At 42.2% G+C, this 25,645-nt stretch carries 24 protein-coding genes; 20 read left to right on the top strand and 4 right to left on the bottom strand.

The annotated features are described in order from the left end of the window. The first annotated feature begins 2 nt into the window (after positions 1 to 2). The 12 genes from OFO12_RS03750 to OFO12_RS03695 are packed head-to-tail and all read left to right on the top strand — an operon-like array spanning position 3 to position 13,228. A complete protein-coding gene (locus OFO12_RS03750; RefSeq protein WP_270869518.1) occupies positions 3 to 1,718 on the top strand; it encodes a M3 family oligoendopeptidase in 1,716 nt (571 codons plus the stop codon). Between the two features lie 2 nt (positions 1,719 to 1,720). After that, positions 1,721 to 2,122, top strand: coding sequence for a hypothetical protein (locus OFO12_RS03745; protein WP_270869517.1), 402 nt, complete (start codon positions 1,721 to 1,723; stop codon positions 2,120 to 2,122). A gap of 7 nt (positions 2,123 to 2,129) precedes the next feature. Then, entirely contained in the window at positions 2,130 to 4,181 is a 2,052-nt protein-coding gene (locus tag OFO12_RS03740) for an ATP-dependent helicase (protein WP_270869516.1), read from the top strand. Beyond that, positions 4,178 to 5,011 carry a tRNA pseudouridine(55) synthase TruB gene (gene truB / locus OFO12_RS03735; RefSeq protein ID WP_270869515.1) on the top strand — a complete coding sequence of 278 codons (834 nt, stop codon included), beginning with the start codon at positions 4,178 to 4,180 and terminating at the stop codon, positions 5,009 to 5,011. The genes OFO12_RS03740 and truB overlap by 4 nt, the downstream gene beginning before the upstream one ends. After that, complete coding sequence (locus tag OFO12_RS03730) at positions 5,008 to 5,763, top strand: 4-(cytidine 5'-diphospho)-2-C-methyl-D-erythritol kinase (protein WP_270869514.1); 756 nt, start codon at positions 5,008 to 5,010, stop codon at positions 5,761 to 5,763. Before truB ends, OFO12_RS03730 begins: the two co-directional genes overlap by 4 nt. Before the next feature lie 4 nt (positions 5,764 to 5,767). Continuing rightward, complete coding sequence (gene smpB / locus OFO12_RS03725; RefSeq protein WP_270858896.1) at positions 5,768 to 6,223, top strand: SsrA-binding protein SmpB; 456 nt, start codon at positions 5,768 to 5,770, stop codon at positions 6,221 to 6,223. Between the two features lie 25 nt (positions 6,224 to 6,248). Continuing rightward, positions 6,249 to 6,869 (top strand): TlpA family protein disulfide reductase, encoded by a 621-nt coding sequence (locus OFO12_RS03720; RefSeq protein WP_270869513.1) that lies wholly within the window; start codon positions 6,249 to 6,251, stop codon positions 6,867 to 6,869. Continuing rightward, positions 6,853 to 7,149, top strand: a complete 297-nt coding sequence (locus OFO12_RS03715) for an ATP-dependent Clp protease adaptor ClpS (RefSeq protein WP_270858894.1) — start codon at positions 6,853 to 6,855, stop codon at positions 7,147 to 7,149. The genes OFO12_RS03720 and OFO12_RS03715 overlap by 17 nt, the downstream gene beginning before the upstream one ends. Beyond that, a complete protein-coding gene (locus OFO12_RS03710) occupies positions 7,146 to 9,497 on the top strand; it encodes an AAA family ATPase (RefSeq protein ID WP_270869512.1) in 2,352 nt (783 codons plus the stop codon). The genes OFO12_RS03715 and OFO12_RS03710 overlap by 4 nt, the downstream gene beginning before the upstream one ends. Before the next feature lie 2 nt (positions 9,498 to 9,499). Next, complete coding sequence (gene aat / locus OFO12_RS03705; protein WP_270869511.1) at positions 9,500 to 10,171, top strand: leucyl/phenylalanyl-tRNA--protein transferase; 672 nt, start codon at positions 9,500 to 9,502, stop codon at positions 10,169 to 10,171. After that, a complete protein-coding gene (locus OFO12_RS03700) occupies positions 10,168 to 11,982 on the top strand; it encodes a peptidoglycan D,D-transpeptidase FtsI family protein (protein ID WP_270869510.1) in 1,815 nt (604 codons plus the stop codon). Before aat ends, OFO12_RS03700 begins: the two co-directional genes overlap by 4 nt. Before the next feature lie 10 nt (positions 11,983 to 11,992). Further along, complete coding sequence (locus OFO12_RS03695) at positions 11,993 to 13,228, top strand: nucleotide sugar dehydrogenase (protein ID WP_270869509.1); 1,236 nt, start codon at positions 11,993 to 11,995, stop codon at positions 13,226 to 13,228. A gap of 19 nt (positions 13,229 to 13,247) precedes the next feature. Here OFO12_RS03695 and hemH read toward each other — a convergent pair whose 3' ends face one another. Both hemH and OFO12_RS03685 read right to left on the bottom strand, forming a co-directional pair. Next, positions 13,248 to 14,189, bottom strand: a complete 942-nt coding sequence (hemH, locus tag OFO12_RS03690; protein ID WP_270869508.1) for a ferrochelatase — start codon at positions 14,187 to 14,189, stop codon at positions 13,248 to 13,250. Beyond that, on the bottom strand, positions 14,186 to 15,046 hold the full coding sequence (locus OFO12_RS03685) for a Gfo/Idh/MocA family protein (protein WP_270869507.1): 861 nt from the start codon (positions 15,044 to 15,046) through the stop codon (positions 14,186 to 14,188). Before OFO12_RS03685 ends, hemH begins: the two co-directional genes overlap by 4 nt. Before the next feature lie 120 nt (positions 15,047 to 15,166). Here OFO12_RS03685 and alaS point away from each other — a divergent pair, with 120 nt between their 5' ends. From alaS to OFO12_RS03665, 4 genes are read left to right on the top strand one after another with little or no spacing between them, the layout of a single operon-like run. Then, positions 15,167 to 17,719, top strand: coding sequence for an alanine--tRNA ligase (alaS, locus tag OFO12_RS03680; protein ID WP_270869506.1), 2,553 nt, complete (start codon positions 15,167 to 15,169; stop codon positions 17,717 to 17,719). Next, a complete protein-coding gene (locus OFO12_RS03675) occupies positions 17,716 to 18,210 on the top strand; it encodes a hypothetical protein (RefSeq protein WP_270866300.1) in 495 nt (164 codons plus the stop codon). The genes alaS and OFO12_RS03675 overlap by 4 nt, the downstream gene beginning before the upstream one ends. Beyond that, the gene (gene maf / locus OFO12_RS03670) at positions 18,207 to 18,767 is read left to right on the top strand and encodes a septum formation inhibitor Maf (protein ID WP_270866301.1); all 561 of its coding nucleotides are present in this window, start codon (positions 18,207 to 18,209) and stop codon (positions 18,765 to 18,767) included. The genes OFO12_RS03675 and maf overlap by 4 nt, the downstream gene beginning before the upstream one ends. Next, positions 18,748 to 20,664, top strand: a complete 1,917-nt coding sequence (locus OFO12_RS03665) for a transglycosylase domain-containing protein (RefSeq protein WP_270869505.1) — start codon at positions 18,748 to 18,750, stop codon at positions 20,662 to 20,664. The genes maf and OFO12_RS03665 overlap by 20 nt, the downstream gene beginning before the upstream one ends. A 54-nt stretch (positions 20,665 to 20,718) precedes the next feature. Here OFO12_RS03665 and OFO12_RS03660 read toward each other — a convergent pair whose 3' ends face one another. Continuing rightward, positions 20,719 to 21,039 (bottom strand): hypothetical protein, encoded by a 321-nt coding sequence (locus tag OFO12_RS03660; RefSeq protein WP_270869504.1) that lies wholly within the window; start codon positions 21,037 to 21,039, stop codon positions 20,719 to 20,721. A gap of 163 nt (positions 21,040 to 21,202) precedes the next feature. Then, entirely contained in the window at positions 21,203 to 21,964 is a 762-nt protein-coding gene (locus OFO12_RS03655) for a pyridoxine 5'-phosphate synthase (protein WP_270865020.1), read from the bottom strand. 55 nt (positions 21,965 to 22,019) lie between these two features. On the opposite strand from OFO12_RS03655, the gene OFO12_RS03650 reads away from it, so the two are divergent. The 4 genes from OFO12_RS03650 (at position 22,020) to groL (ending at position 25,615) form a co-directional block, all read left to right on the top strand. Continuing rightward, positions 22,020 to 23,063, top strand: coding sequence for a Ppx/GppA phosphatase family protein (locus tag OFO12_RS03650; RefSeq protein WP_270869503.1), 1,044 nt, complete (start codon positions 22,020 to 22,022; stop codon positions 23,061 to 23,063). 50 nt (positions 23,064 to 23,113) lie between these two features. Further along, positions 23,114 to 23,554, top strand: a complete 441-nt coding sequence (locus OFO12_RS03645) for a GatB/YqeY domain-containing protein (RefSeq protein WP_270869502.1) — start codon at positions 23,114 to 23,116, stop codon at positions 23,552 to 23,554. 148 nt (positions 23,555 to 23,702) lie between these two features. After that, a complete protein-coding gene (gene groES, locus OFO12_RS03640) occupies positions 23,703 to 23,966 on the top strand; it encodes a co-chaperone GroES (protein WP_270858878.1) in 264 nt (87 codons plus the stop codon). Between the two features lie 11 nt (positions 23,967 to 23,977). After that, a complete protein-coding gene (groL, locus tag OFO12_RS03635; RefSeq protein ID WP_270869501.1) occupies positions 23,978 to 25,615 on the top strand; it encodes a chaperonin GroEL in 1,638 nt (545 codons plus the stop codon). Positions 25,616 to 25,645 lie beyond the last annotated feature (30 nt).

The raw sequence follows: 25,645 nt of genomic DNA, 5'->3' as shown, positions 1-25,645 counted from the left end.
GTATGAATTGGGATTTGAGTGAATTATTTCAAAACGAGGAAAAATTTGAGCTTGCCATAGAAAATACACGCACTAAGGCTAGCGAATTTGAGGCGAAATTTAGGGGAAATTTAGCGAATTTAACCTGCGATGAATTTTGCGAAGCGTTAGGCGAATACGAGCGCATAAACGCGCAAATTTCAAAGATTATGAGCTTCGTGCATTTAGATTTCGCCAGAGATACTACGCGTGGAGCAAGGCAGGCCAAAGTGGAGCAAATCTGCAACGATATCGCCCAAAATTTGCTATTTTTCGAGCTAGAATTTAACGAGCTTAGCGAGGAGAGAGCGCAAAATTTCATCGCGGGTAGCGGGCGTTTTGCTTACTATTTAAATTTGCTTAAAAAACACAAATCGCACCAGTTAAGCCTGCTTGAAGAAAAGGTTTTGCTAAAAACGAGCGTGGTTGGCGCAGAGGCGTTTTCGAGGCTGTTTGATGAGAGTATGGCAAGGCTAAAATTTGACTTTGGGGGCGAGAAAATCAGTGAAGAGGAGCTTTTATCACACCTTTACGATAGCGATAGAAATGCACGCAAGCAGGCCGCAGTCTCGCTAAGTGCGGTCTTAGAGCAAAATTCACACCTTTTAACCTACATTTATAATATGATAAAAACTAGCCTTAAAATCAGTTGCGAGCTTCGTGGATACGGCCAGGGCGAGCTAATCATGCACGAAGAAAACCAAATCGAAAAATCAAGCGTAGATGCGCTCATTAGCGCAACCGAGCGAAATTTTGATTTAGTGTGGCGCTACTATGATAAAAAGCGCGAAATTTTGGGGCTTGAAAAGCTCTATGATTTTGATCGATACGCACCGCTAAATTTAAACGACGATAGCAAATTTAGCTTTGATGAGGCTAGGCAAATCGTCCTTGACGCCTTTGATAAATTTAGCCCTAAATTTGGGCAAATCGCAAGGGAAGCGTTTGCGAAAAACTGGATTGATGCCATGCCAAAGCCAAATAAACAAAGTGGCGCATTTTCGCACTCTGGTTCGGCTGATACGCACCCGTTTGTGCTACTAAATTTCACCGCCAAGCGTCGCGATGTATTCACCCTAGCGCACGAGTTAGGCCATGCAATCCACCAGTATCTAAGCTACAATGCTGGATATTTTTACTCATTTACGCCACTTACCACGGCTGAGACAGCCTCTGTATTTTGCGAAATGCTAGTTTTTGACTATATGCTCTCGCGCGCGGATAAAAGCGTGGCTCGCGCCATGATAGCAAACAAACTCGAAGATATTTTTGCCACGCTGTATCGCCAGATAGGATTTACGACATTTGAGCGCAGAATTCACGCCTCGCCTGATGAGCTAGCCACCGAGCAAATCAATGAAATTTGGCTAGAAGAGTCCAAAAAAATGTTTGGCGAGGCGCTAGAACTTAGAGATGAATATAAAATTTGGTGGAGTTATATACCGCACTTTATCCATACGCCGTTTTACTGCTACTCTTATGGCTTTGCGCAGTTGCTAGTTTTGGCGCTTTATGGGCTGTATAAAAGTGGCAAAATTTCAAATTTCGCCGAAATTTACACTGAATTTTTAAGCTCGGGCGGAAGTGATTCGCCTAAAAATTTAGTCGCAAAATTTGGGCTAAATTTAGACGATGATAAATTTTGGGAGATTGGAATTTCTCAAATTCGCTCCCTTGTTAGCGAGTTTGTAAAGGAATAAAGATGATTTTAGAAAACGAAAAATTCATACAAAAAGAGATTGCGCATATAAAGGAAATTTTGGAGCTTTTTTTCGAGCTTGGCGAGAGTTTTGGCGTGGTAGCGCGCACAAGCGAGGTGAAATTCGACCCTGAACTTCCTAGCGAGGTAAGTGCAGGCTTTATCAAAAAACCTGTGATTTTCTTCGAGCTAGAAAACTACACGCTTTCAAGCGCGCATATCCAAAAAGACGATTTGAAATTTGAAGCTGGTTTTGGTAGCGAGGATTTCGCAGCGGTCGTATCAATCCCGCTGTATGCTATAATGGAGCTAGTCCAAGCTAATACCCCAGTGGCTGTAAATTTAGCCAAAATTGATAGCGAGTGGATCAAAAAAGAGAGATCTCGCAGAATTTTTGCTAGATAGGAAAGATATGAAATTTTTAGACGAATTAAACGAGGCTCAGCGCAGGGCAGCACTGCACATAGACGGAGCTATGCTGATTTTAGCAGGCGCAGGTAGTGGCAAAACTAAAACAATCACCGCGCGCCTAGCTTACCTGCTAGCAAACGGCGTGCCCGCGCAAAACACGCTCACGCTAACTTTCACAAATAAAGCAGCTAGCGAAATGCGCTCTCGCGCGCTTAATCTAATCGCAAATTTAGGGCTTGAAGTGGGTGTGCCACTGCTATGCACATTTCATAAATTTGGACTTTTGTTTTTGAAATTTTACATTAGCGAGCTTGGCCGTAAGCCAAATTTCGCCGTCATAGATACAGACGATAAGAAAAAAATCCTAAAATCGTTTGAGATAAATTTGCAAACAAGCACCATGGCAAATGAAATTTCAAAATACAAAAACGCCCTAATTAGCCCAGATGAGCTTAAAAACAATATCGCCTCGCTAAGCGATGATATCAAGCAGGCAAACGAGGGATTTTACGCCAAAATGCTAGAAGCCTACACCAGATACGAGGAGTATTTGCTAAGCAATAATTTAGTCGATTTCGATGATTTGCTCGTGCTTCCTTATAAAATTTTAGACGCAAACGAGGCTCTTTGCGATGAAGTTTCGCGCCAATACACCTACATAACCGTCGATGAGTATCAAGACACGAACGAAATTCAGTTTAAGCTGCTACAAAAGCTTTGCAAAGCGCACCAAAATTTAACCGTCGTGGGCGATGATGATCAGAGCATTTATAGCTGGCGTGGGGCTAGGGTAGAAAATATCCTAAAATTTCGCGATCAATTCGAAAATGTAAAATATGTGAAATTAGAGGAAAATTACCGCTCGACTAGCCAAATTCTCTTCGCTGCAAACGAGCTAATCTCACACAACAAAAACCGCCTTGGCAAAAATTTAAAAAGCACATTTGGCAAGGGCGAAGATATCAAAATCCTACACTGCGAAAACGAAAGCGACGAAAGCGCGCAAGTAGCGGCGAAAATCAAAGAGCTCATAAACTCAGGTATCCACCCAGCCCAAATCGCCGTGCTTTACCGCGTAAATGCCCTTTCGCGCGCACTCGAAGAGGGGCTAAACCGCGCGAAAATCGCGTATCGCATAGTAGGTGGCGTGAAATTTTACGAAAGAGCTGAGATCAAAGATATCATCGCATACCTGCGCCTAATCATCAACGAAAACGACGATTTTTCAATGCGTCGCATTATAAATGTCCCAAAAAGGGGCATTGGCAAGGTTAGCCTTGCAAGGCTCGATGAAATCGGCGCAAGGAAGCATTTAAGCCTGTTTGACGCGTTTTCGGATCAGGGTGCAAATCTAAGCGCCAAAGCAAAAGAAGCCCTAGAAAAGCTCAAACTCCACATAAACGAACTCTCGCACGAGCCAAGCGTGGAGAAAAAAATCGACGGAGTGCTGGATAAATTTGAGCTAAAAGAATACTACGAGAGCATGCCAGAGGGCGATGATAGATTGGCTAATATCAACGAATTTTGCGCTATGCTAAAAGATGAAGCCGTAAATAAGCCAAATTTTGATTTGGGCGAGTTTTTAAACGATTTGGCACTTCTTAGCGATCAAGACAATATCAGCGCAGAGGCGATAAATATCATGAGCGTGCATGCTAGCAAGGGTTTGGAGTTTTCGCACCTTTTTGTCATTGGGCTTGAAGAGGGGTTTTTCCCAATCATCAGCGACACGACAGATTTAGAAGAGGAGCGCAGGCTAGCGTATGTAGCCATAACTAGGGCGAAAAAAGAGCTAACGCTTAGTTTTGCAAACTCGCGCTTTTATCGCGGGAAACGAGATTATCTATCCAAATCACGATTTTTAGGCGAAGCAGGGCTAATCGACACCCCACTTAGCCCACAAAGCGACGGCGAGTTTAAAAAGGGCGATTTAATCACCCACAAACTCTTTGGCATGGGCAAAGTAAGCGCGGTAAATGGCGACAAACTTACCATAAATTTCGGCGGAATTGAGCGCATGATAATGAAAAATTTCGTGCAAAAACTAGTATGAATAGACTTTTTTTAGCAAACAAACCTGCCGGAATTTCATCAAATCAGTTTTTAGGACGCTTGAAGCGCAAATACAGCGTGAAAAAAGCTGGATTTTCTGGCACGCTAGATCCCTTTGCTAGCGGGGCTTTGGTCATTGGTTTTGGCGAATACACGCGGTTTTTTCGATTTTTGCGTAAATCGCCCAAAGTCTATATCGCCACGCTGTGGTTTGGTGCTAGTAGCGAAAGTGGCGATAACGAAAATATTTATAGCGTAGAAAATGTGCCAAAGCTTAGCATTGAGCAAATTTTGGGCGCAAGGGATAGCTTGCTGGGCGAAGTGCGATACACGCCACCAAAATTTAGCGCGAAAAAAATAGATGGCGTCAGGGCCTATGAGCTAGCAAGGCGTGGCGAGGAAGTAGCGCTTAAAGAGCAGGTTATGAGCGTGTATGAGTGCGAAATCCTAAGCTATCGCCACCCGTTTTTGAGCTTTAAAATTTCAGTTAGCGAGGGCGGATATATCCGCTCATACGGCAAACTTTTATGCGAAAAGTTAGGCGTGTGCGGGACACTAAGCGCGCTTTGCCGAGTAAGCGAGGGCGAATTTAGCCTAGAAAATGCCAAATTTGATGACGAAGCGAGTATAAATCCCAAAGATTATCTAAATTTAAAAGAAAATTTTTATAATGGCGATAAAAATGAAATTTTGCTCGGCAAAAAACTTCGCGCGCAAAATTTTAAATTTCAAAACAGTGGCGAATATTTGATAAATTTGGGCGAATTTCACGCAATAATCGAAATTTGCGATGGCGAAGTAAAATATTTATGGAATAGGATAAAGATTTGAAAAGTTTTGCTAAAATAAATGTTTTTTTGAAAATTACTGGCGCAAACGGCGCATTTCATAACATCGCCTCTCGTTTTGTAATTTGCGATGAAATTTACGACGAAATCAGCTTTGAGCGAGGCGAGCGGAGTGGATTTTGCATAGAGTGCAACAAAGAAATCGCCGGTAAAAACATAATCCAAAGCGCATACGAGCGGCTGTGCGAGAGCGGTTACAAAAACGAGCTCGATGAATTTTTTGCAAAATTTTATGTAAAACTTTACAAACAAATTCCAGCAGGCGGTGGATTGGGTGGCGGTAGTAGTAACTGCGCCGCGTTTTTAAAAATGATAAATGATGAGCTAAATTTGGGAATTTCAAAGCCAAATTTAATGCAAATCGCAAATTCGCTCGGAAGCGATATTTGCTTTTTTTTAAGTGGCGAAAAAAGCGCAAATGTGAGTGGCAAAGGCGAAATAATCGAAGCCTTTGATGATGAAATCCCGCCACTTAGGCTTTGCCTAAAAGGGCTATTTTGCGATACTGGCGCAGTGTATAGGGAATTTAGAAAAAATCATTTTAATAAAATTGATTTAGGCCTAGCTAGCAAGCTTTTAAAGCTAAAATCAAGCGAAATTTTAAGTAATTTTGACGCTGATAGCCTAAATGATTTGCTAGCCCCAGCGCGCGCACTTTATCCAGATTTGCGCCTAGAAAAGGGCGAGTTTTTAAGCGGAAGTGGCAGTTCGTGCTTCAAGGTAGATTTAAGGTAGAAAAATGATAAAAGAACTTACAAAAAATAGAAAAGCTTTCCACGACTTCGAAATTTTAGAAAATTTCGAAGCTGGCGTGGTTTTAAAGGGTAGCGAGGTCAAGTCCTTGCGCGCTGGCAGGGCAAATCTCAAAGACAGCTTTTGTCGCATAATAAGAGGCGAGTTGTTTTTGCTGGGGGCGCACATAAGCTATTTGGAGCATACTAACCCGCATTTTCGCCCAGACGAAAAGGCCCCAAGGAAGCTTTTAATGCACAAAAAGCAAATTGACAAACTTCTAGGTCATGTCAGCAAGGACGGCCTTACGCTGGTTGTTACTTCGCTGTATCTAAACGACAAAAACCGCGTCAAGGCTAGGGTGGCACTAGCGCGTGGTAAAAACCTGCATGATAAAAGAGAGGCGCTAAAACGCAAGGAAGCCGACAGGGAGGCTAGAAGCGCGATGAAAAATTATAAATAGAAATTATAAGTAAAAAGGAGAAATGATGAGAAAAATTTTAACGCTGATTTTTGCTGGATTGCTTCTTTGTGGTTGTAATGATGAAAGTGCGCAAAATGCGCAAAATAGCGAAGCGATGGCAAAATTTACCCCATTTAGCGTGGGCGAAAAATTTAGCTTAAAAAGCGTCGTGGGTGGCGAAGTGGTTATCGAGCGCACAAACAAGGGCTTTAAACTAGCTGGAAGCGATAAAATTTTGATGTTTGATATCTTTGGGACATATTGCGAGCCGTGCAAAATCGAGGCTCCGCACCTAATGGACTATCAGCTAAAAAACGCAGATGATTTTATAATGGTGGGCCTTATTCACTTCGAGGATATCACAGACGCGCAGGTCGTGGAGAATTTCACCAAAAAATACAATGCGTATTATTTCATAGCAAACGACAAACAAAATTCCCGAATTGTGGAGCAAATTTTAACCGATATCAACTACCGCCACGCACTTTCAATCCCATTTAAGGTGGTTTTTAAGGACGGCGAGTATCAGACACTGACAGATATAAATGAGGGAGATGAGCGCGGAAAGCCGTATTATTTAGGTATGGTCTCTACTAAGGTGATAGAAAAAGATATGCTTAGGATAAAAAATGGCAACGCAAACTAGCACAAAGGTGCGAGTTAAGACCTTCAAACCCTCGCCGTATCGCGTGGTGCTACTAAATGACGATGTTACGCCAATGGATTTTGTGGTGATAATTTTAATCGAAATTTTCGCTCACACCACGCAAAACGCAGTAAAAATCATGCTAAATGTCCATAAAAACGGGCGGGGGATTTGTGGGGTGTATGCCAAAGAGATCGCCAAAAGCAAGCAAGAAGCCGTTTTAGAGGCAGCCGCGAGAGAAGGCTTCCCGTTAAAATGCATTATAGAGGAGGATAAATGATAGGATTTTATTTACAAAAAGACATTGATAACGCTGTGCGAAACGCCGTAAAAGGCGGGTTTGAGTATGTTAGCATAGCAAGCGTGATATATGAAATTTTCTCAGATAAAAATTTTAGAAATTTTTTTGAAAACGAGTTTTCAAATTTTGAGTATGAAAATTTCAAAACCAGCATTGGCGAGCTAATCGCTTCAATGCCAAAATCAGATGAAAAAAACCGCACCAAGGTCGCAGCGACAACCGATTTGGCGCGCATTATGGGGCTTTTTGAGGAGAGCATTGACAACGAAAACGAGCTAGATTTTATATCTTATGTCCTTGCTAGCAAAGATACTGACGCGGCTAAAATTTTCGAATTTTACGGGATAAATTCTTACGATTTTGATAAATTTAGAGATAGATATTTGCAGTGGTTTGACAACCGCGATATGGCGCAAAACGGCGAAAATGGCGAGATGGACGAGGGGCTTTTTAACGATTTTTTAGGCGAAGATGACGAGAGCAAAAAGAAAAAAAAGCCAGCTAGCGAGCTATATACGACGAATTTAAACGAAATGGCAAAAAGTGGCAAAATCGACCCGCTAATCGGGCGCGAAAAAGAGATCGAAAAGACCTTGCAAACCCTTTGCCGCCGCAAAAAAAACAATCCAGTCCTTGTGGGCGAAGCAGGTGTGGGAAAGACGGCTATAATCGAAGGAATTGCGCTAAAAATCGCAAATGGCGAAGTTCCGGCAAAACTAGCTGGCAAGACGATTTTTGCCCTTGATATGGGCGCGCTCGTAGCTGGGACGACGCTAAGGGGCGAATTTGAGGAGAGATTAAAAAATGTAATCGATGAATTTAGCAAAAATGATAAAGCTATACTTTTCATCGATGAAATTCACACGATTGCTGGTGCAGGGGCAGGCTCGCGCGAGGATTTGGATATGTCAAATCTGCTAAAACCGGGCCTTGCAAACGGCACACTTAGCCTAATTGGCGCCACGACTTACGCTGAATTTCGCAATCTAAGCAAAGACAAAGCGCTTGCTAGAAGGCTATGCAAAATCGACATAAACGAGCCTAGTATCGAAGATAGCGTGGAAATTTTAAAAGGAATTGTGAAAAAATACGAAGAATTTCACAATGTCAAATTTAGCGATGAAATTTTGCGCGAGGCTGTGAATTTAGCCAAACGCTACGAAAGCGACAAATTTTTGCCAGATAGTGCGATTGATTTGATCGACGAAGTGGGCGCGAGCTACGCATTTAAAGAGCATAGCGAAGCAATAAATGTCAGCAAAGAGGATTTGGTAAATGTGCTAAGTGCTAGCGCAAATATCGCAAATTTAAGCCAAAGCGTCGATAATAAAGAGACCTTGCGAAATTTAGAGGAAAATATCAAAAAAGAAATTTTTGGTCAAGACGAGGCGGTTTCTAGCCTAAGCAAGGCACTTTTGCGCTCTTACGCGGGACTTAGGCACGAAAATTCGCCAATTGGCGTGTTTTTATTCACAGGAAGCTCAGGCGTAGGCAAAAGCGAGCTAGCCAAGGTTTTGGCTAAAAATTTAGGTGTAAATTTCGAGCGATTTGATATGAGCGAGTATATGGAAGCTCACAGCGTGAGCCGCCTAATCGGCGCGCCTCCGGGATATGTGGGGTTTGAAAATGGCGGAATTTTGACAAATCAGATCAAAAAACACCCTTACAGCGTCGTGCTTTTTGACGAAATCGAAAAGGCTCACCCTAGCATGACAAATATATTTTTGGGTATTTTTGATAACGGCGTGCTAACTGACACAAACGGCACGAGTAGCGATTTTAAAAACACCATTATCATTATGACCTCGAATTTAGGCACCAAAGAAGCGCCACAAGTGGGCTTTACCAAAGACGAAAGCTATAAAATCGATAACGCTGTGAAGAGCTTTTTCGCCCCTGAATTTCGCAATCGTATAGATAAAATCATAAATTTCAATCCGCTAAAAGGCGAAATTTTAGAAAAAATCGTGGATAAAACAGTGCGCGAAATACAATCAGGGCTAAAAAATATCGAAATTTCGCTAAGCAAAGGCGCAAAAGAGTATTTGATAAAAAAAGGTTATAGCGCAGAATTTGGCGCAAGAAATCTCAAACGAGAGGTGCAGTTGCAAATCTCAGATGAGATTAGCTCGGAAATTTTATTTGGCGCATTACAAAATGGCGGTAGGGTTTTTGTGGATTTCGCCGATGAAAAGCTTAAATTTGACTTCGAAAGCGTGCCAATGCTGGACGCGAAGGTATTAAATACTGCCCAAATTGGCGAAGATGAGAACGGCGGTTTAACCAAAAATCCAGACGAACCCCAAAACGCCACGGTCATAAAATAAAAATGTCGAAATTCTACGCCTTCCCAAACCCAAAAACCGCGCCAGATTTCGCCCCGCTAGCTAGCGGGGGAGATTTGAGCGCAGAGTGTTTGCTAAGTGCATACACGCAGGGGATTTTCCCGTGGTTTTGTGAGAGGGAGCCGATTTTATGGTGGTCGCCAAACCCGCGCGCGATCTTAGAGCCAAAGGCTGTGCGCACTCAAAAGTCGATAAAGCCATATTTAAAACGATATGAAGTAAAATTCGACCAAAATTTTGCTAGATTTATCACTCTTTGCAAACAAACCCGCCAAAACTCAGATGATGGGACTTGGATTAGCGATGAGATTGTAGAGGCGTATGTAAATTTAGCAAATTTAGGCGTCGCTCACAGCGTGGAAGTCTATGAAGAAGGCGTTTTAATTGGCGGATTATACGGGCTGATTTTGGGCAAGGTGTTTTGTGGCGAGAGTATGCTCAGCCTAAAAACAGGCGCGTCGAAGGTCGCTTTAATCACGCTTTGTAGGGTTTTGGAAAAATTTGACTTTTTGATTGATTGTCAGATTATGAACGAGCATTTGCGCTTTATGGGGGCGCAAGATATGCCAAGGGGTGAATTTTTAGCCAAATTTCAAATTTTGCAAAACTCGCCAAGTGGATTTGAAAAATTTAAAGATTTAGAAAAGTTGATATGATTTTACGGGATAAAAACTCAAATATCGGTATTTGCGTGCTTGCGGCTGTGCTGGGGTTTTTGATGTGCGTGTTTGTGTGGATGATGTTTTACTCAGCTAGTAGCGATCGCAGGCTTCCACGCCTTGACATAAACGAAACAAACAGCGCAATCAGGGGCTCAATCATCACCAAGGACAAATATGTCGTCTCAAACTCGACCAAACTCTACAAGGTCAGCATAGACTCTCGTTCTCTTGATCCGCACAAGCTCGATTTGTTTGTCAAACTCTACTGCATTTACACAGGTGATAGCGAAAAACGGGTCAAAAAAACAATCCAAAGCTCAAAGGGCACCACGGTTTTATCCTACAAAATCGACGCCAAAACAGCCGTGCATTTAAAAGAGTTAGCCTACAAGCTAAATTTAAAGAAATTTTTCGTAGCCTTTGAGACAGCTAGCGGGCGCGTAAATCCGCCAGTGCGTATGAGCGTAAGCGAAAGTGGCGAAAAGCGCACTTACAATATCCAAAACTCACTAACCCCGCTTCTAGGCTATATCAACAAAAAAGAGGTTTCAGGGATTACCAAAGTAGTCGGCATTAAGGGCGTGGAGAAATACTATGAGTATTATCTAACCCCACTAAAAGATGAGTTTATCACGGGCCCAAGGGATCTAAAAGGCAATATTATCCTAGAAAAAAGCACCAAAAAAACAAACAAAATCGACGGATATAATGTCCATTTAAGCGTGCCTTTGGCTCTACAAAGAGATGTTGAGAGGCTAATTGATAAAGCTAGCTTAGCTTACGATGCCAAAGAGATAGTCGTAGGCATAATGAACTCAAAAACAGGCAAAATTCTCTCCCTTGCCACAAACGCTAGGTATAATCCAGAAAATATCACAAAACAAGATGTGAAAAATCTAAATTCGACTGCTAGCGAATATGCTTACGAGGTCGGCTCGATTATGAAGCCGATAATTTTCTCAATCGCTTATGAGGGAAATTTAGTCAAACCGACAGAAATCATAAACACCCATAATGGCGCATACAAGCTAGGTTCGCGCACTATCCGCGACACTCACCCAGCAAAGTCAATGAGTGGCGAGGAAATCATCGTGCATTCATCAAATATCGGTATGATTAAAATCGCCGAGCGTATGAGTGGGCAGATGATTTATGACGGGCTTTTAAATTTCGGTATGGCGCAAAAAACAGGCATTGATTTGCCTTACGAGCAGATCGGAAATATCCCTAGCGTGCGAAGCTTGGAAGGTAAGGTTTATAAGGCTACGATTAGCTATGGTTATGGCGCGCAGATGACATTTTTGCAGATGTTAAGCGCGTATGGGGTTTTTAATAACGGCGGAGTTTGGATTAGTCCAAGGCTGGTCGAAAATTTAGAAATGAACGGTAAAATTTACCCTGTAAATGAGAGCGAAACACGCACCGTGCTAAGCCCGCAAACAGCAGATGTTATGAGAGAAATTTTAATCAAGGTAGTAGAGGGTGGCACAGGGCGCAAAGGGCGCACGAGCGGTATCGAAGTAGGGGGCAAAACAGGCACTGCTAGAATTGCAAAAGGTGGCGGATATTCTAGCGCGTATAATAGCTCGTTTTTTGGCTTTGCGAACGACGCTCACACTAGCTACACCATAGGAGTGCTAGTTAGAGAGCCTAAAAAAGGCAGTTATTACGCGGCGCAAAACGCCTTGCCTGTGTTTAAAAATATAGTTGATTTGCTAGTCGAAAAAGGATTTTTAACCCCTAGTGGCGATAGCGACAAAATAAATCATGTAGATATTAAAGATTTAAACGAAATCAAAGATTAAAGGATAAGCGATGAAAATAGGAATTATCGGACTTGGTTATGTGGGGCTTCCCCTAGCAGCGGCATTTAGCGCAAAACACAGCGTAGTGGGCTTTGATATAATGAAATCTCGCATAGACGAGCTAAACGGGGGCCATGATAAGACCCTAGAATTAGAAGATGACAAACTTGCCACAGCACTAAAAAACGGGCTTAAATTTACCTGCGATATAAATGATTTAAAAGATTGCAACTTTTATGTCGTTTGCGTCCCAACGCCTGTGGATAAATTCAACCGCCCAGATATCACGCCACTAATCAAAGCTAGCCAAAGCGTAGGCTCCGTGCTTAAAAAAGGTGATATCGTAGTATATGAAAGCACGGTCTATCCTGGGGCTACTGAGGAGGATTGCGTGCCTGTTTTAGAGCGCACTAGCGGGCTTAAATTTAACGAAGATTTTTTCTGCGGATACTCGCCAGAGCGCATAAATCCGGGAGATAAAATTCACACCGTAACAAAAATCAAAAAAATCGTCTCAGGTAGCAATGAGCGCACTCTCGATATCGTCGATGAAACATACTCTTCTATCCTAGAAAACGGCACTTTTCGCGCCAAAAGTATCAAGGTAGCAGAAGCTGCCAAAGTCATCGAAAATACACAGCGCGACATAAATATCGGCTTTATCAACGAGCTTGCGATTTTGTTTAACAAACTAGGAATAGATACCAATGATGTCATCGACGCAGCAGCGACGAAATGGAATTTCCTAAGCTTCCGCCCAGGGCTTGTGGGAGGGCATTGTATCGGCATAGATCCATACTACCTAGCCCAAAAAGCCACAGAGGTGGGCTATCACCCGCAAATCATACTCGCAAGTCGCCGTATCAACGACAATATGGGTAAATATGTCGCCACGCAGGTCGTGCAGATGATGATAAAATTTGACAAAAAAATCAAACATAGCAAAATTTTGATTTTAGGTCTTACCTTTAAAGAAAACTGCCCAGACATACGCAATACGCGCGTTATTGATATGATTGATGAGCTTAAAAATTTCGGTTGCGCGGTCAGTGTGTATGATCCATGGGCGAGCAAGGACGACGCGAAACGCTACTACGATATCGAGCTAATCGAAAAGCCAAATTTAGGCGAATTTGATTGCGTTGTAATCGCTGTGGCACACAATCAATTTAAAGAATTCGACTACTCTGGCTCACTGGTATATGATGTGAAAAATATCTACGAAGGCGCGCAAGGCAGGCTATAATCTGGGGCTAAATTTAGCCCTAGGTTTTTTGGGCGCGAGTGATGATAAACGAAGCAAACTCATCGCCAAAATTCGGACACTCACAAACCTCAAAATAGCTAAATTTAAGCTCTTTTGCCACATTTCTAAAATACATATCAAGCTCAAATTTCGTCTCAGAATTATCTATGCAAAACGAAATCGGAAAAATCAGCGCGCGCTTGTTTTGCAAATTTGCCAAATGCTCGTTTAGGTTTGGTTCTAGCCATTTTACGGGGCCTAGACGGGATTGATAGGCGAGCGAAATATCTTTAAATTTTATGCCAGATTTTTGCAAAATTTCACTTAGAATTTTGACATGCTCATTAACCTGCGCCTCGTAAGGATCGCCAGCGACGATGATTTTTACAGGCAGTGAGTGAGCCGAGAAAACTAAGCTTGTGCGCGAAATTTCATCAGCGCTTAAATTTTTGATTTTTTCTTTGATTAAATTTAGCAGGATTTGGTTGTAAATTTCGCTTTTGTAAAAAATATCAACTACTTTAAAATTTGAAATTTCTAAATCCACTAAGGCTTTTTTAGCGTCATCAATGCTCGATTTCACCGTTGTTTGCGAAAAATGCGGATAAAGTGGAAAAAGCAAAATTTCATCAAATTTAGCATATTTTGCCAAAACATCACGAGCAAAAGGGGCAGTGTAATTCATAGCAAAATCGCAAACAAACTCATTTTGGTATAAATTTATCTTATCGCAAAGTCGCTTTGTAAGCCCAGCGATAGGGGACTTTCCGCCAAGTTTTTCGTAGTTTTGGCACGCTTCTTTAACGCGCATTTTAGTAATCAAACTAGCTAAAATTTTGCGCAAAATTTTGCTTTTAACACCCAAAATATTTGGATCGCAAAACATATTTTTTAAAAATACGCTAACCTCGTCTAGACTATTTGGACCGCCCATATTTAGGAGAATTAAGGCTTTTTTCACGAGATTAACTCTCTTAGTTTGATTGCTTCATCAGGGGTCGCAATTCCCTCGAATTTAGAATTTTCGATTAAATTTAAAAACGCTTTGTGCTGGTATCTAAGCGCGTAATCATCGCGATCGACGCGCTGATTTATCCGTCCGTCGTTTGTAACCTTGAATAAATTTAGCGATTCTAAATCGCCAAAATAAACGCCAGAATTTGTGCAAATCTCCACGCCGTGGCGTTTGAGCGGATATAAATTTGAGAGCAAAATCGTGCAATTACTCATTGACTTTGTGCGAAATGCAACGCCAATGCCGTTAGAATCGCCATTTTTGCAGATATTTTGTGATGAAATTTCAGATTTGCTAAGCAGGGCAATCAAATCAAAATCCCTAATCAGCGCATTTTGCAAGCAGTTTGCGCTCTCAGAGCTAAATCCATCTACGAAATTTATCGAATAAATTTTCTCGTCCTTAGCTAACTCTCTACACAGCGAGATTATGACAGGATTATAGCGCCCAGCATATCCTACGCCAAGCTTTGCGCCGTTAATCGAAATAGAGTAATTTATCTCCCTAGCCTCAGCTAAATTCCCAGCTAGCGGGGATTCTACAAAGATATTTTTGGTAAAAGGTATGCATTTTAAAATGATTTCTTTGTGCGTAGCAGGCGGTGTAGCGATGACCACAGCGTCTGGTTTGGCGCTTTCGAACATTTTCGATAAATCATTATAAAGTGGATATCTAGGGCCAAAATCCTCGGTTTTTTCTTTGTCATAAAGCGCGACCAAATCGAAATAATCGCTTCTTCTAAGCTCTTTGAAATGTTTTGCGCCAAGCTCCCCTAAGCCTATTATGGCTATTTTTTTCTTCATTAATTAATCCTGTAAATTTTGCATATTTTTCATTATAACGAATAAGAGTAAAAATTTATATTTCTTAAAATCAAAATTTGCTAAAATGGGCGCTAAATTTTACTAAATTTAGGATAGTTAATGGATATTAGAAAAGCTTATTTAGACTTTTTTGCGTCAAAAGGACACGAGGTTATGCCAAGCTCACCGCTTGTGCCAGATGATGATAGTTTATTATTCACAAATGCCGGTATGGTGCCGTTTAAAAGCATTTTTACAGGTGCGGTGCCACGCCCAACTCCACCGATTCGCACGAGTTGTCAAACCTGCATTAGAGCAGGTGGCAAACACAATGACCTTGATAATGTCGGCTACACAGCGCGCCACCACACATTTTTTGAAATGCTTGGAAATTTCAGTTTCGGCGAGTATTTCAAAACAGACGCAATAGCCTACGCATGGGAGTTTGTAACCGAAATTTTAAAACTCCCAAAAGACAAACTCTATGTTACCGTCCATGATAGCGATGACGAGGCGTTTGAAATTTGGTCGCGCCATATCGCAAAAGAGCGAATTTATCGCTTCGGCGATCACGATAATTTCTGGGCTATGGGCGATACTGGACCTTGCGGGCCATGTAGCGAGATTTTTTACGATCAAGGAAGCGAGCATTTCCATAGCGATGAGGATTATATGGGCGGGGATGGCGATCGTTTCTTAGAGATTTGGAATTTAGTCTTTATGCAATACGAGCGAAGCGCGGACGGCAAACTCTCGCCACTTCCAAAACCATCAATCGACACAGGTATGGGTTTAGAGCGCGTAACAGCGATAAAAGAGGGCAAATTTAGCAATTACGATAGCTCGCTATTTATGCCATTAATCGGCGCAGTCGAAAAGCTATGTGGCAAAAAATACGAGTATGAAACTGGCGCGAGCTACCGCGTCATCGCAGATCATATCCGCTCGGTTACATTTTTGCTAGCCCAAGGCACGAACTTTGATAGAGAGGGTAGGGGTTATGTGCTTAGAAGGATTTTGCGCAGGGCGGTTAGACACGGATATTTGCTAGGCATAAAAGAGCCATTTATGTATAAGCTAGTCGATGATGTTTGCGCTAGTATGGGCTCTCACTATACATATTTAAACGAGAAAAAAGAAGCGGTAAAAGAGCTAGTAAAACTTGAAGAAGAGCGATTTTTCGCCACTTTGGCAAACGGAATCGAGCTATTTAACGAAGAATTAGCCAAAACCTCAGGCAATGTTTTCTCTGGCGATGTCGCATTTAAGCTCTATGATACCTATGGATTTCCGCTCGATCTCACAGCCGATATGCTAAGAGAGAAAAATCTCAAAGTCGATGAGGCTAAATTTGATGAGCTAATGGCGGAACAAAAACGCAGAGCCAAAGCCAGCTGGAAAGGCTCAGGAGATAAAGCGCAAGCCAAAGGCGATTTCGCACAACTTATCGAAAAATTTGGCAAAAATGAGTTTGTGGGGTATTCATGCCAAGAGAGCGAAAGCAGAATTTTAGCCCTTTTGGACGAGAATTTTAAAATTTGCGATAGTTTAGAGCCAGGACACACTGGCTGGGTAATGCTAGATATCACGCCGTTTTACGCTACAAGTGGCGGTCAGTGCGCAGATACCGGCACTATCGAAAAAAGCGAGGTTATCGACACGCAAAAATTCTTTGATTTAAATTTATCTCAAATTAAAGTAAAAAGCCTGCTTAAAACCGGCGATCTCGTAAAATGCGTGGTTAGCGCTGGCAAAAGAGCGATGATAGCGCGTCATCACAGCGCGACACACCTGCTTCACGCTGCGCTAAGAGAGGTGCTAGGCGAGCATATCGCGCAGGCTGGATCGCTTGTAGAGGCAAACAGACTTAGATTTGACTTTTCGCACCCAAAAGCGATGAGTAGCGAAGAACTCGCCAAAGTCGAGCAAATCGTAAATCGCTGGATTAGTGCGGGCGCGCAGAATAAAACCGAAATTTTAGATATAGATGAGGCCAAAAAATCAGGTGCGATTGCACTTTTTGGCGAAAAATACGGCGCGAAAGTGCGCGTGGTAAGCTTTGGCGATGTAAGCAAGGAGCTTTGCGGTGGCACCCATGTCGAAAACATAAGCGAAATCGGAGCGTTTTTAATCTCAAAAGAGAGTGGCGTAAGTGCTGGCGTGCGCAGAATCGAGGCGATTTGTTCGCAAGAAGCGCTAAATTTCACGCTAAATTTAAGATCGCAAATTAACGAAATCGAAGCTGAATTCAAAGGCGCAAACCCACTAGATGGCATTAAAAAGCTAAAAGATGAAATCAAAGGCTTAAAAGAAAAATTAAAACACGCAGGCGATCAAAAATCCCTGCCTTGCCAAGAAATCTCAGGCGTGAAGCTTTGCGTAGCAGTGGTAGAAAACGGCGAAATTAAAACCATGATTGATGAGTTTAAAAACGCGAACGAAAAGGCTGCGATTTTGCTAATGCAAGTGGGCGAAAACGATAAAATCACAGTCGCAGCCGGAGCGAAAAACGCCCCAATCAAGGCTGGCGAGTGGGTCAAGATGACAGCTCAAATTTTAGGCGGTAACGGCGGCGGACGCGATGATTTCGCTACTGCTGGCGGAAAAGATACTAGCATGGTTTCTAGCGCGCTAGCTGGGGCACTAGAATTTGCAAAAGGTAAGCTAGGTTGAACGAATTAGAAACGAGCTTTGCCAGAAGTGATCAAATTTTGCCCCTAATTCACATTTTAGGGGCGATTTGCTTTATTTGCGCGCATGTTTGCATTATCATGTTGATTCGAATTTTCAGCGATAAAGCAGACATCACAAACTCAAATTTCGAAAAAATCAAATTTTATCTTTCGAAATTTAATCTCTTTTTTGGCTCGTTTTTTTTGATTATAATTGTGAGTGGATTTTTTCTAAGCATAGGCAACAACTTCAAATTTGCAGACCCTATGATAAATGCCGTAATCGTTACGCTGTGGGTTTTGGCGGTGTTTATTTTGATAAATTTTGGCTATGTTTATTTTAAATTTTATTCGTTTAAAAAGGCGCTTTTAGCAGGCGATAAATTCGAAGCTAGCGAGCATTTGATTATCATCGCTAGATATTTTGTCCCGCTAAATGTCGCTGTATCGGTGCTTTGCACCTATCTTTGTGTAGCGGTGGGTAGATTTTGATTTATTTGGTTTCATCTTCGCCGACAAGGGCGCAGATTTTGCGGGAAGCTGGGATAAAATTCGAGCAAATTAGCTTTGAATTTGACGAAAATGTAGGCGACATAGCCGATGCCAAAACATACGCTTACCGCGTGGCAAGTGCGAAAAAATCGCAGTTTTTAGCCAAAAACAAAAATGCAAAAAATTTGCTTTTTTGCGATAGCTCGGTTTTGGTAGGTGGCAAAATTTTAGGCAAAGCAAAGGACATTAGCCACGCAAGAGAAATGCTAAACGCCCAATCTGACGCTATTAGCGAGGTTTATACGGCGATGATTTTTGTGGGCGAGGGTTTTGAGATAAGCACGCTTTTGGTAGCTAGTTATAAATTCGCCAAATTTAGCGAGGCAGATTTAGAAGCGTATCTAAAAAGTGGCGATTGGCGCGGCAAAGCAGGGGCTATGAGTATCGAGGGGTTTAATCAAAAATATATCCAAAGCTTTCGTGGCGATACTAGCACCGCTATGGGTTTAAATGTGGAAATTTTAAAAAGGTATTTAGATGGTAAGAATTTTATTTAGTTTTATTACGGTTTGTTTTTTCGCAGGGTGCGGTGTGTTTATGTATTTTTATACGCAAATTCGCCTAGAATCGAACTCAATTATTGATTATCACCCAGAGCTAACGACCAAAATTTACGATAGAAACGGTAACTTGCTTGCCAATATTTTCAACGAACAAAACCGCCTTTATACTAGATTTGACGAGATTCCAGGCCGTATGGTAGAAGCCCTAGTAGCTATCGAGGATACCGCGTTTTTCGAGCATCAGGGCATTAATACAGAGGCTATTTTTCGCGCGATTGTAAAAGATATAAAAGCGATGAAATTTGTGGAGGGAGCCTCCACTATCACGCAACAACTTGTCAAAAATTTGGTTTTATCTAGCGAAAAAAAGATAGATAGAAAAATCAAAGAGATGATTTTATCGCTAAAAATCGAAAACACCCTAAGCAAAGAGGAAATTTTAGAAAGATATTTTAACGAAGTGTATTTCGGACACGGGTATTACGGCGTCAAAACTGCCGCGCTTGGGTATTTTAAAAAGGATTTAGCTGACCTTAGTATCAAAGAAATCGCTATATTGGTGGGTTTGCCAAAAGCCCCTAGCCAGTATGACCCTACCAAGCACCTAGATTTGGCACTTTCTCGCGCAAACAATGTAATTTACCGCATGCACGAGCTTGGCTGGATAAACAAAACCGAGTATGAAATCGCAATGGCAGAAGAGCCGTTTGTCTATGATGAAACCCTAACCCAAAATGTCGCTCCATACGCAGTCGATGAGATCGTCAAAGAGGCAGAGAGACTGCTACCAGATGTGCGCACAGGCGGGTATAGAATCGAAACAAGCCTTGATTTAAAGGCACAAGAAATGGCGCAAGAGGCGCTGATTTTTGGCTACAACGAAATTTTAAAACGCAACAAAGACGCAAATGCTAGCAATGTAAATGGTGCGATTATCGTTACGCACCCGCAAAATGGCGAAATTATCGCGCTCGTAGGCGGTGTGGATTATACTAAATCAAATTTCAACCGCGCTAGCCAAAGCAGACGCCAAACAGGGTCAAGCTTCAAGCCATTTATCTACCAAATCGCCCTAGATAGCGGGTATTCGACGATGACAGAGGTCCCTGATATCGCACGCGAATTTGATGATGGAAGCAACAAAAGTTGGAAACCGAAAAACTACGATAGCACATACAGCGGCTATATCACGATAAAAGAGGCCTTGCAACGCTCTCGCAACCTCGCTTCGATAAATTTAATGCAATCAATCGGCATTGAGCGCACGATTCGCAAACTAAACGAATATGGGTTCAAAAATGTCCCGCCAGCGCTCTCTGTGGCGATCGGAAGTTACGGCATTTCGCCACTTGAATATTCGACTATGTATTCGATGTTTCCTGGACTTGGCATTAGCACCAAATCGCGTTTCATCACAGCAATTACCGACAATAACGGCACTACGCACTATATCGAACCTCAAAAACGCCGAATTTTGCGCCCCGAACAAGCATATTTGATGACAACACTGATGAAAAACATCGTCCAACGAGGCACAGGCACAAAAGCACGCGTGCAAGGCATCGAGATTGCTGGCAAAACAGGCACTTCAAACGATAGCATTGACGCGTGGTTTTGCGGATTTACGCCTGATTTGCAAATCATTGTTTGGTATGGAAACGACGATTACAAGCCTATGCGCAAGGTAGAAGGTGGCGGTAGAACAGCTGCGCCTGTGTTTGCGAAATTTTTGGAAAATTATCTTAAAGAATACCCGCAAGCTAAGCGAAATTTCAGCGTCCCAAGTGGAGTATTTACCCGTAGATACGGCGCTGGCGATGAGTATTACACCAAAATTTCCCCACTTCCAAGAAGGGTTGAAACAAACGCAGAAGACGGGTTGATGTTTTAGGACGAATTATTTATATTTATTTTAAGGTAATCTAAAAATAAATTTCGCATAAATTTACTCGCTTATAAATTTTTCGTATTCTTTTGGCACCTGGGGGTTTTTATTAAATAAAAGTGGCATATATTTATATATATCAACCATTAAAATTTCTTGATATACATTATCTAATCGCCAATCTATTGTATCGTAATGTATAGTTATGTCATTTACATTTTCTATAACCAAATCCCCATTTTTTACGCCAAAATTTATTATCTCATTTAATTCATCTAATGAATAATTCCACTCATTGTGAAAAAAATTAAAAACAACCGAAATAATTCCGTCACCTTCTATCGCCGAAGATAACAACTCTATAATATGTTCTTTTCTCATATTTTCCCTTATTTTAATGGAATTCTTACTTTTTCACTACCGACTGTTACTTTCAGATACGGATTACCATGAATATCATCTTTTGGATTTGCATATCTTTTATTTAAATTCGAAGCAATGACAAATCAGGCGTGAATTTCGCCAAATTTCACGCTAAATTCCGCTATTTTATCACCTCTTTCATCTCTTTTATCGCATTTTCAAGCCCTACGAAAATCGCGCGCGAAATGATACTTTGACCGATATTTACGAGCGAAATTTCACTGTTTTTTACGAGCGCAGAGACATTTTGATAGTTCAGCCCACCGCCAGCAGTTACATTCATACCCAGCCCCTTGGCATACGCGCTCATGTGGCGAAGCTTGGAGATTTCATCTTTTAACATCGATTTTAGCGTATCCAGCGGGAGATTATACGCCTTTATCGCATGTGGCGTAAAAGCCAAATTTGACCTAATCGTCGCAAACAGAGCAGAGTATGTGCCGGTGCGAAGCTCGATCGAGCGGACATTAAAGTCATTTGCCATGTCGATTACTTCGCGCACAGGCTCGATAAACAGCCCCACGCGCACGCCTGAGTGTTGCAAAAACTCGATATCGCTCGCAATTTGCTCAGAGTGCAGATTTAGCCCACAATCCTCGCCAGAGTGTGGCACTAGCGTGATACGATATGGCTTAGCCTTGACCAAAATCTCCAAAAGCTCGCTCCCGCCGCTACACTCGACATTTACAGGCACCTTTGAGTGGCGCACGATATCGGCTATATCATCTTCGTTGATATGGCGTCGATCCTCGTGCAAATGAAGTGTGATTTGATTTGCACCCGCGCTGATTGCGGTGTATGCCGCCATTAAGATATCAGGGTCGTTCATCGCCCTTGCCTCGCGCAGAACCGCGACATGATCGATATTTACTCCAAGTAGCATTTTAACTCCTAAGAAAATTTTCGCTATTATAACCAAAAAAGGTAAGGAGAAATTTATGGTTTTAGGCTTTGATTTGGGCTCGAATACACTGCGCGCATGCGTGATGAAGCCAGCCAAAACGGGCTTTGAGATAGTTAAATCTAGCGAGCGCATAGTAGGCTCAGCTAGGGGATTGGTGGCAAACAAACCTTTGCAAAATGACGCCAAAGAGCGCATTTTGCGGGCTTTGGGCGAAATTTTAGAAGAACTTTCGGATTTGATTTATGAGCGAAATTTGGATTTTGAAAATACTAGCGCGCGAAATTTGGATTTTGATGATACTTGCGCGCGAAATTTGGATTTTGAAAATACCTGTGCGCGAAATTTTAAAAATGCCAAATTTAGCCTACCTTACGCCGCTGTGGCGACGGAAGCCTTTCGAGTCGCCAGCGATAGCGTAGAATTTTTCGAAAAACTTTACAAAAAATTTTGCGTAAAATTTAGCATAATCGACGGCGAAAGAGAGACAAATTTGACCAGGCTTGGTATCGAAAACAGACTTCAAATTTTAGGTATTAGTGCTCAAAATGCCGTCAGTATCGACCTTGGCGGAGCTAGCACAGAGATAAGCAGTGCTAAATTTGGACAAAGCTTTAAATTTGGCATTGTGAGATTTTGTAACGAAAATCCCGAAATTTTACAAAATTTTAATTACGCCAAATTTAGCCAAATCGCAAACGAGCAGACAAGAAGCGCAAGGGAGTTTTTGCGCAGTTTAGGCGCAGGAAAAATTGTGCTCACAAGCGGTGTGCCAACCACGATAAGCGCCATTAAATTGGGAATTTGTGCCAAAGATTACGACGCAGGCAAAATCAATGGAAGCGTTTTGAGATTTAGCGATTTTGCTGGGGCGATAGAGCAAATTTTGAAATTCTCAAAGCGCGAAGCCGATGAGGCAATGGGCGAAAATAGGGCGGAGGTTATCGTGGCTGGGGCGCTACTTTTAGAGGCGATTTTGAGCGATTTTAGCGATAGCGGCGCAGATTTTATCGTCATTGATGATGGATTACGAGAGGGCGTGTGTATAAATTTGATGCAAAATTTGGCGATTAAGAATTAAATTTTAAATCCAAAAATAGTATCATACCCAAATTTTATCAAGGAGAAAAAATGGTAAGAGAGCAAATTTTAGAAGATATCAAAACCGCTATGAAATCCGGTGATACGGTGCGTAGAGACGCTTTGCGTATGCTAAATTCTACGCTTAAACAAATTGAGGTCGATGAGAGAATTGCGCTAAGCGATGAGAGGGTTTTTAGTGTTTTGCAAACCGAAATCAAGCGCAGAAACGAAAGCGCAGCGCAATACAAGGCCGGTGGGCGCGAGGATTTGGCGCAAAAAGAGCTTGGCGAGGCCGAAATTATCGGCGCGTATCTACCAAAACAGCTTAGCGATGACGAGCTTAGCGCGGCTTTGAGCGCACTGCTTGGCGAGCTTGGCGCAACGAGTGCCAAAGATATGGGGCGCGTGATGAAAGCCGCAAAAGAAAAATTCGGCGCTAGTGTCGATGGCAAACGCCTAAGCGAAGCGGTAAAATCGGCTTTAAACTAAAATTTAAAATCCACAATTTAGGCTAAAATTTAAGCAAAATTTTAGCCTAAAACTATTGACAAAAAATCAAATTTTGCATATAATCTAGCACTCAAAGATACAGAGTGACAACTTTTAGAAAATCAAAACTAATTTAGAAAGGACGAAAATGAATTTTCAACCACTTGGAAAACGCGTTTTAATCGAGCGCGAGGAAGAGACCAAAACCACAGCTAGCGGTATCATTATCCCAGATAACGCTTCAAAAGAGAAGCCATCAACTGGCAAAATCGTGGCTGTCGGCACAGAGTGCGATAGCGTAAAACTGGGCGATGTTGTAGCGTTCGCTAAATACGCTGGCGCGGATATCACAATAGATGATAAGAAATATCTTATCTTAAATTTAGAAGATGTTTTAGGAATACTTAAATAAAAGGAATCAAAATGGCAAAAGAAATTTTTTTCTCAGACGAAGCTAGAAACAAACTTTACTCAGGCGTAAAAAAACTAAACGACGCAGTTAAGGTCACAATGGGACCAAGAGGCAGAAATGTGCTTATCCAAAAAAGCTTTGGCGCACCTGCTATCACAAAAGACGGCGTAAGCGTAGCAAAAGAGATCGAGCTTAAAGACACTCTCGAAAATATGGGTGCAAGCTTGGTTAGAGAGGTCGCAAGCAAAACAAACGACGAGGCAGGCGATGGCACAACTACTGCGACCGTGCTAGCTCACGCGATTTTCAAAGAGGGCTTACGCAATGTAACAGCTGGCGCAAATCCTATCGAAGTAAAACGCGGTATGGATAAATTTAGCGCAGCCGTAATCGAAGAGCTAAAAAAATCTGCAAAAGCAGTAAGTGGCAAAAAAGAGATCGCCCAAGTCGCTACAATCTCAGCTAACAACGATGAGAGCGTGGGTGATTTGATTTCTGAGGCTATGGAAAAGGTCGGCAAAGACGGCGTAATCACAGTCGAAGAAGCAAAATCAATCAACGACGAGCTAAATGTAGTCGAGGGTATGCAGTTTGACAGAGGCTATCTAAGCCCATATTTCATCACAAACCCTGAAAAAATGCTAGTAGAGCTTAGCTCACCGCTAATTTTACTTTTCGATAAAAAAATTACAAATTTAAAAGATTTGCTTCCGGTTTTAGAGCAAGTGCAAAAAACAGGCAAACCACTTCTAATCATCGCAGAGGATATCGAGGGTGAAGCGCTTGCGACTTTGGTCGTAAATAAACTTCGTGGCGTGCTAAACATTTCAGCCGTAAAAGCCCCTGGATTTGGCGATAGAAGAAAGGCAATGCTAGAAGATATCGCTATCCTTACAGGCGGAACAGTCGTAAGCGAAGAGCTAGGCAGAACACTAGAAAGCGCAAATATGGCTGATCTTGGTCAGGCTGAGCGTATCGTAATCGACAAAGACAACACTACAATCGTAAATGGCATAGGCGAAAAAAGCGCAATAGATGCTAGAATCGCGCAAATCAAAGCTCAAATTTTAGAGACAACAAGCGATTATGATAAAGAAAAATTGCAAGAACGCCTTGCAAAACTAAGCGGTGGCGTAGCCGTAATCAAAGTAGGCGCAGCAACCGAAACAGAGATGAAAGAGAAAAAAGATCGCGTCGATGATGCGCTAAATGCGACAAAAGCAGCTGTCGAGGAAGGTATCGTAATCGGCGGTGGCGCTGCACTAATCAAAGCTAGCAAAAATGTCAGCCTAGATCTAAGTGGCGATCAAAAAATCGGCGCAGATATCGTCAAACGAGCTCTCTATGCTCCACTTCGCCAAATCGTAGAAAACGCTGGATATGATGCAGGCGTAATCGCAAACGCAGTCGAAAACGCAAACGATGAGGCGCAAGGCTTCAATGCTGCAAGTGGCGAATTTACAAATATGTATAACGCTGGAATCATAGATCCGCTAAAAGTAGAGCGCGTAGCTTTGCAAAATGCGGTTTCAGTCGCTAGCATGCTACTAACCACAGAAGCGACAGTCAGCGAAATCAAAGAGGACAAACCAGCTCTTCCTCCAATGCCAGATATGGGTGGCATGGGCGGTATGGGCGGCATGATGTAAGCTTACCTAGCGCAAATTTAAGAGGCAAAT

The sequence above is a fragment of the Campylobacter sp. JMF_04 NA10 genome, from assembly GCF_027737655.1.
In the GTDB taxonomy this organism is placed as follows: Bacteria; Campylobacterota; Campylobacteria; order Campylobacterales; family Campylobacteraceae; genus Campylobacter_B.
Note: the sequence above shows the minus strand (reverse complement) of the source record. Positions and strands in the feature narration are given on the sequence as shown.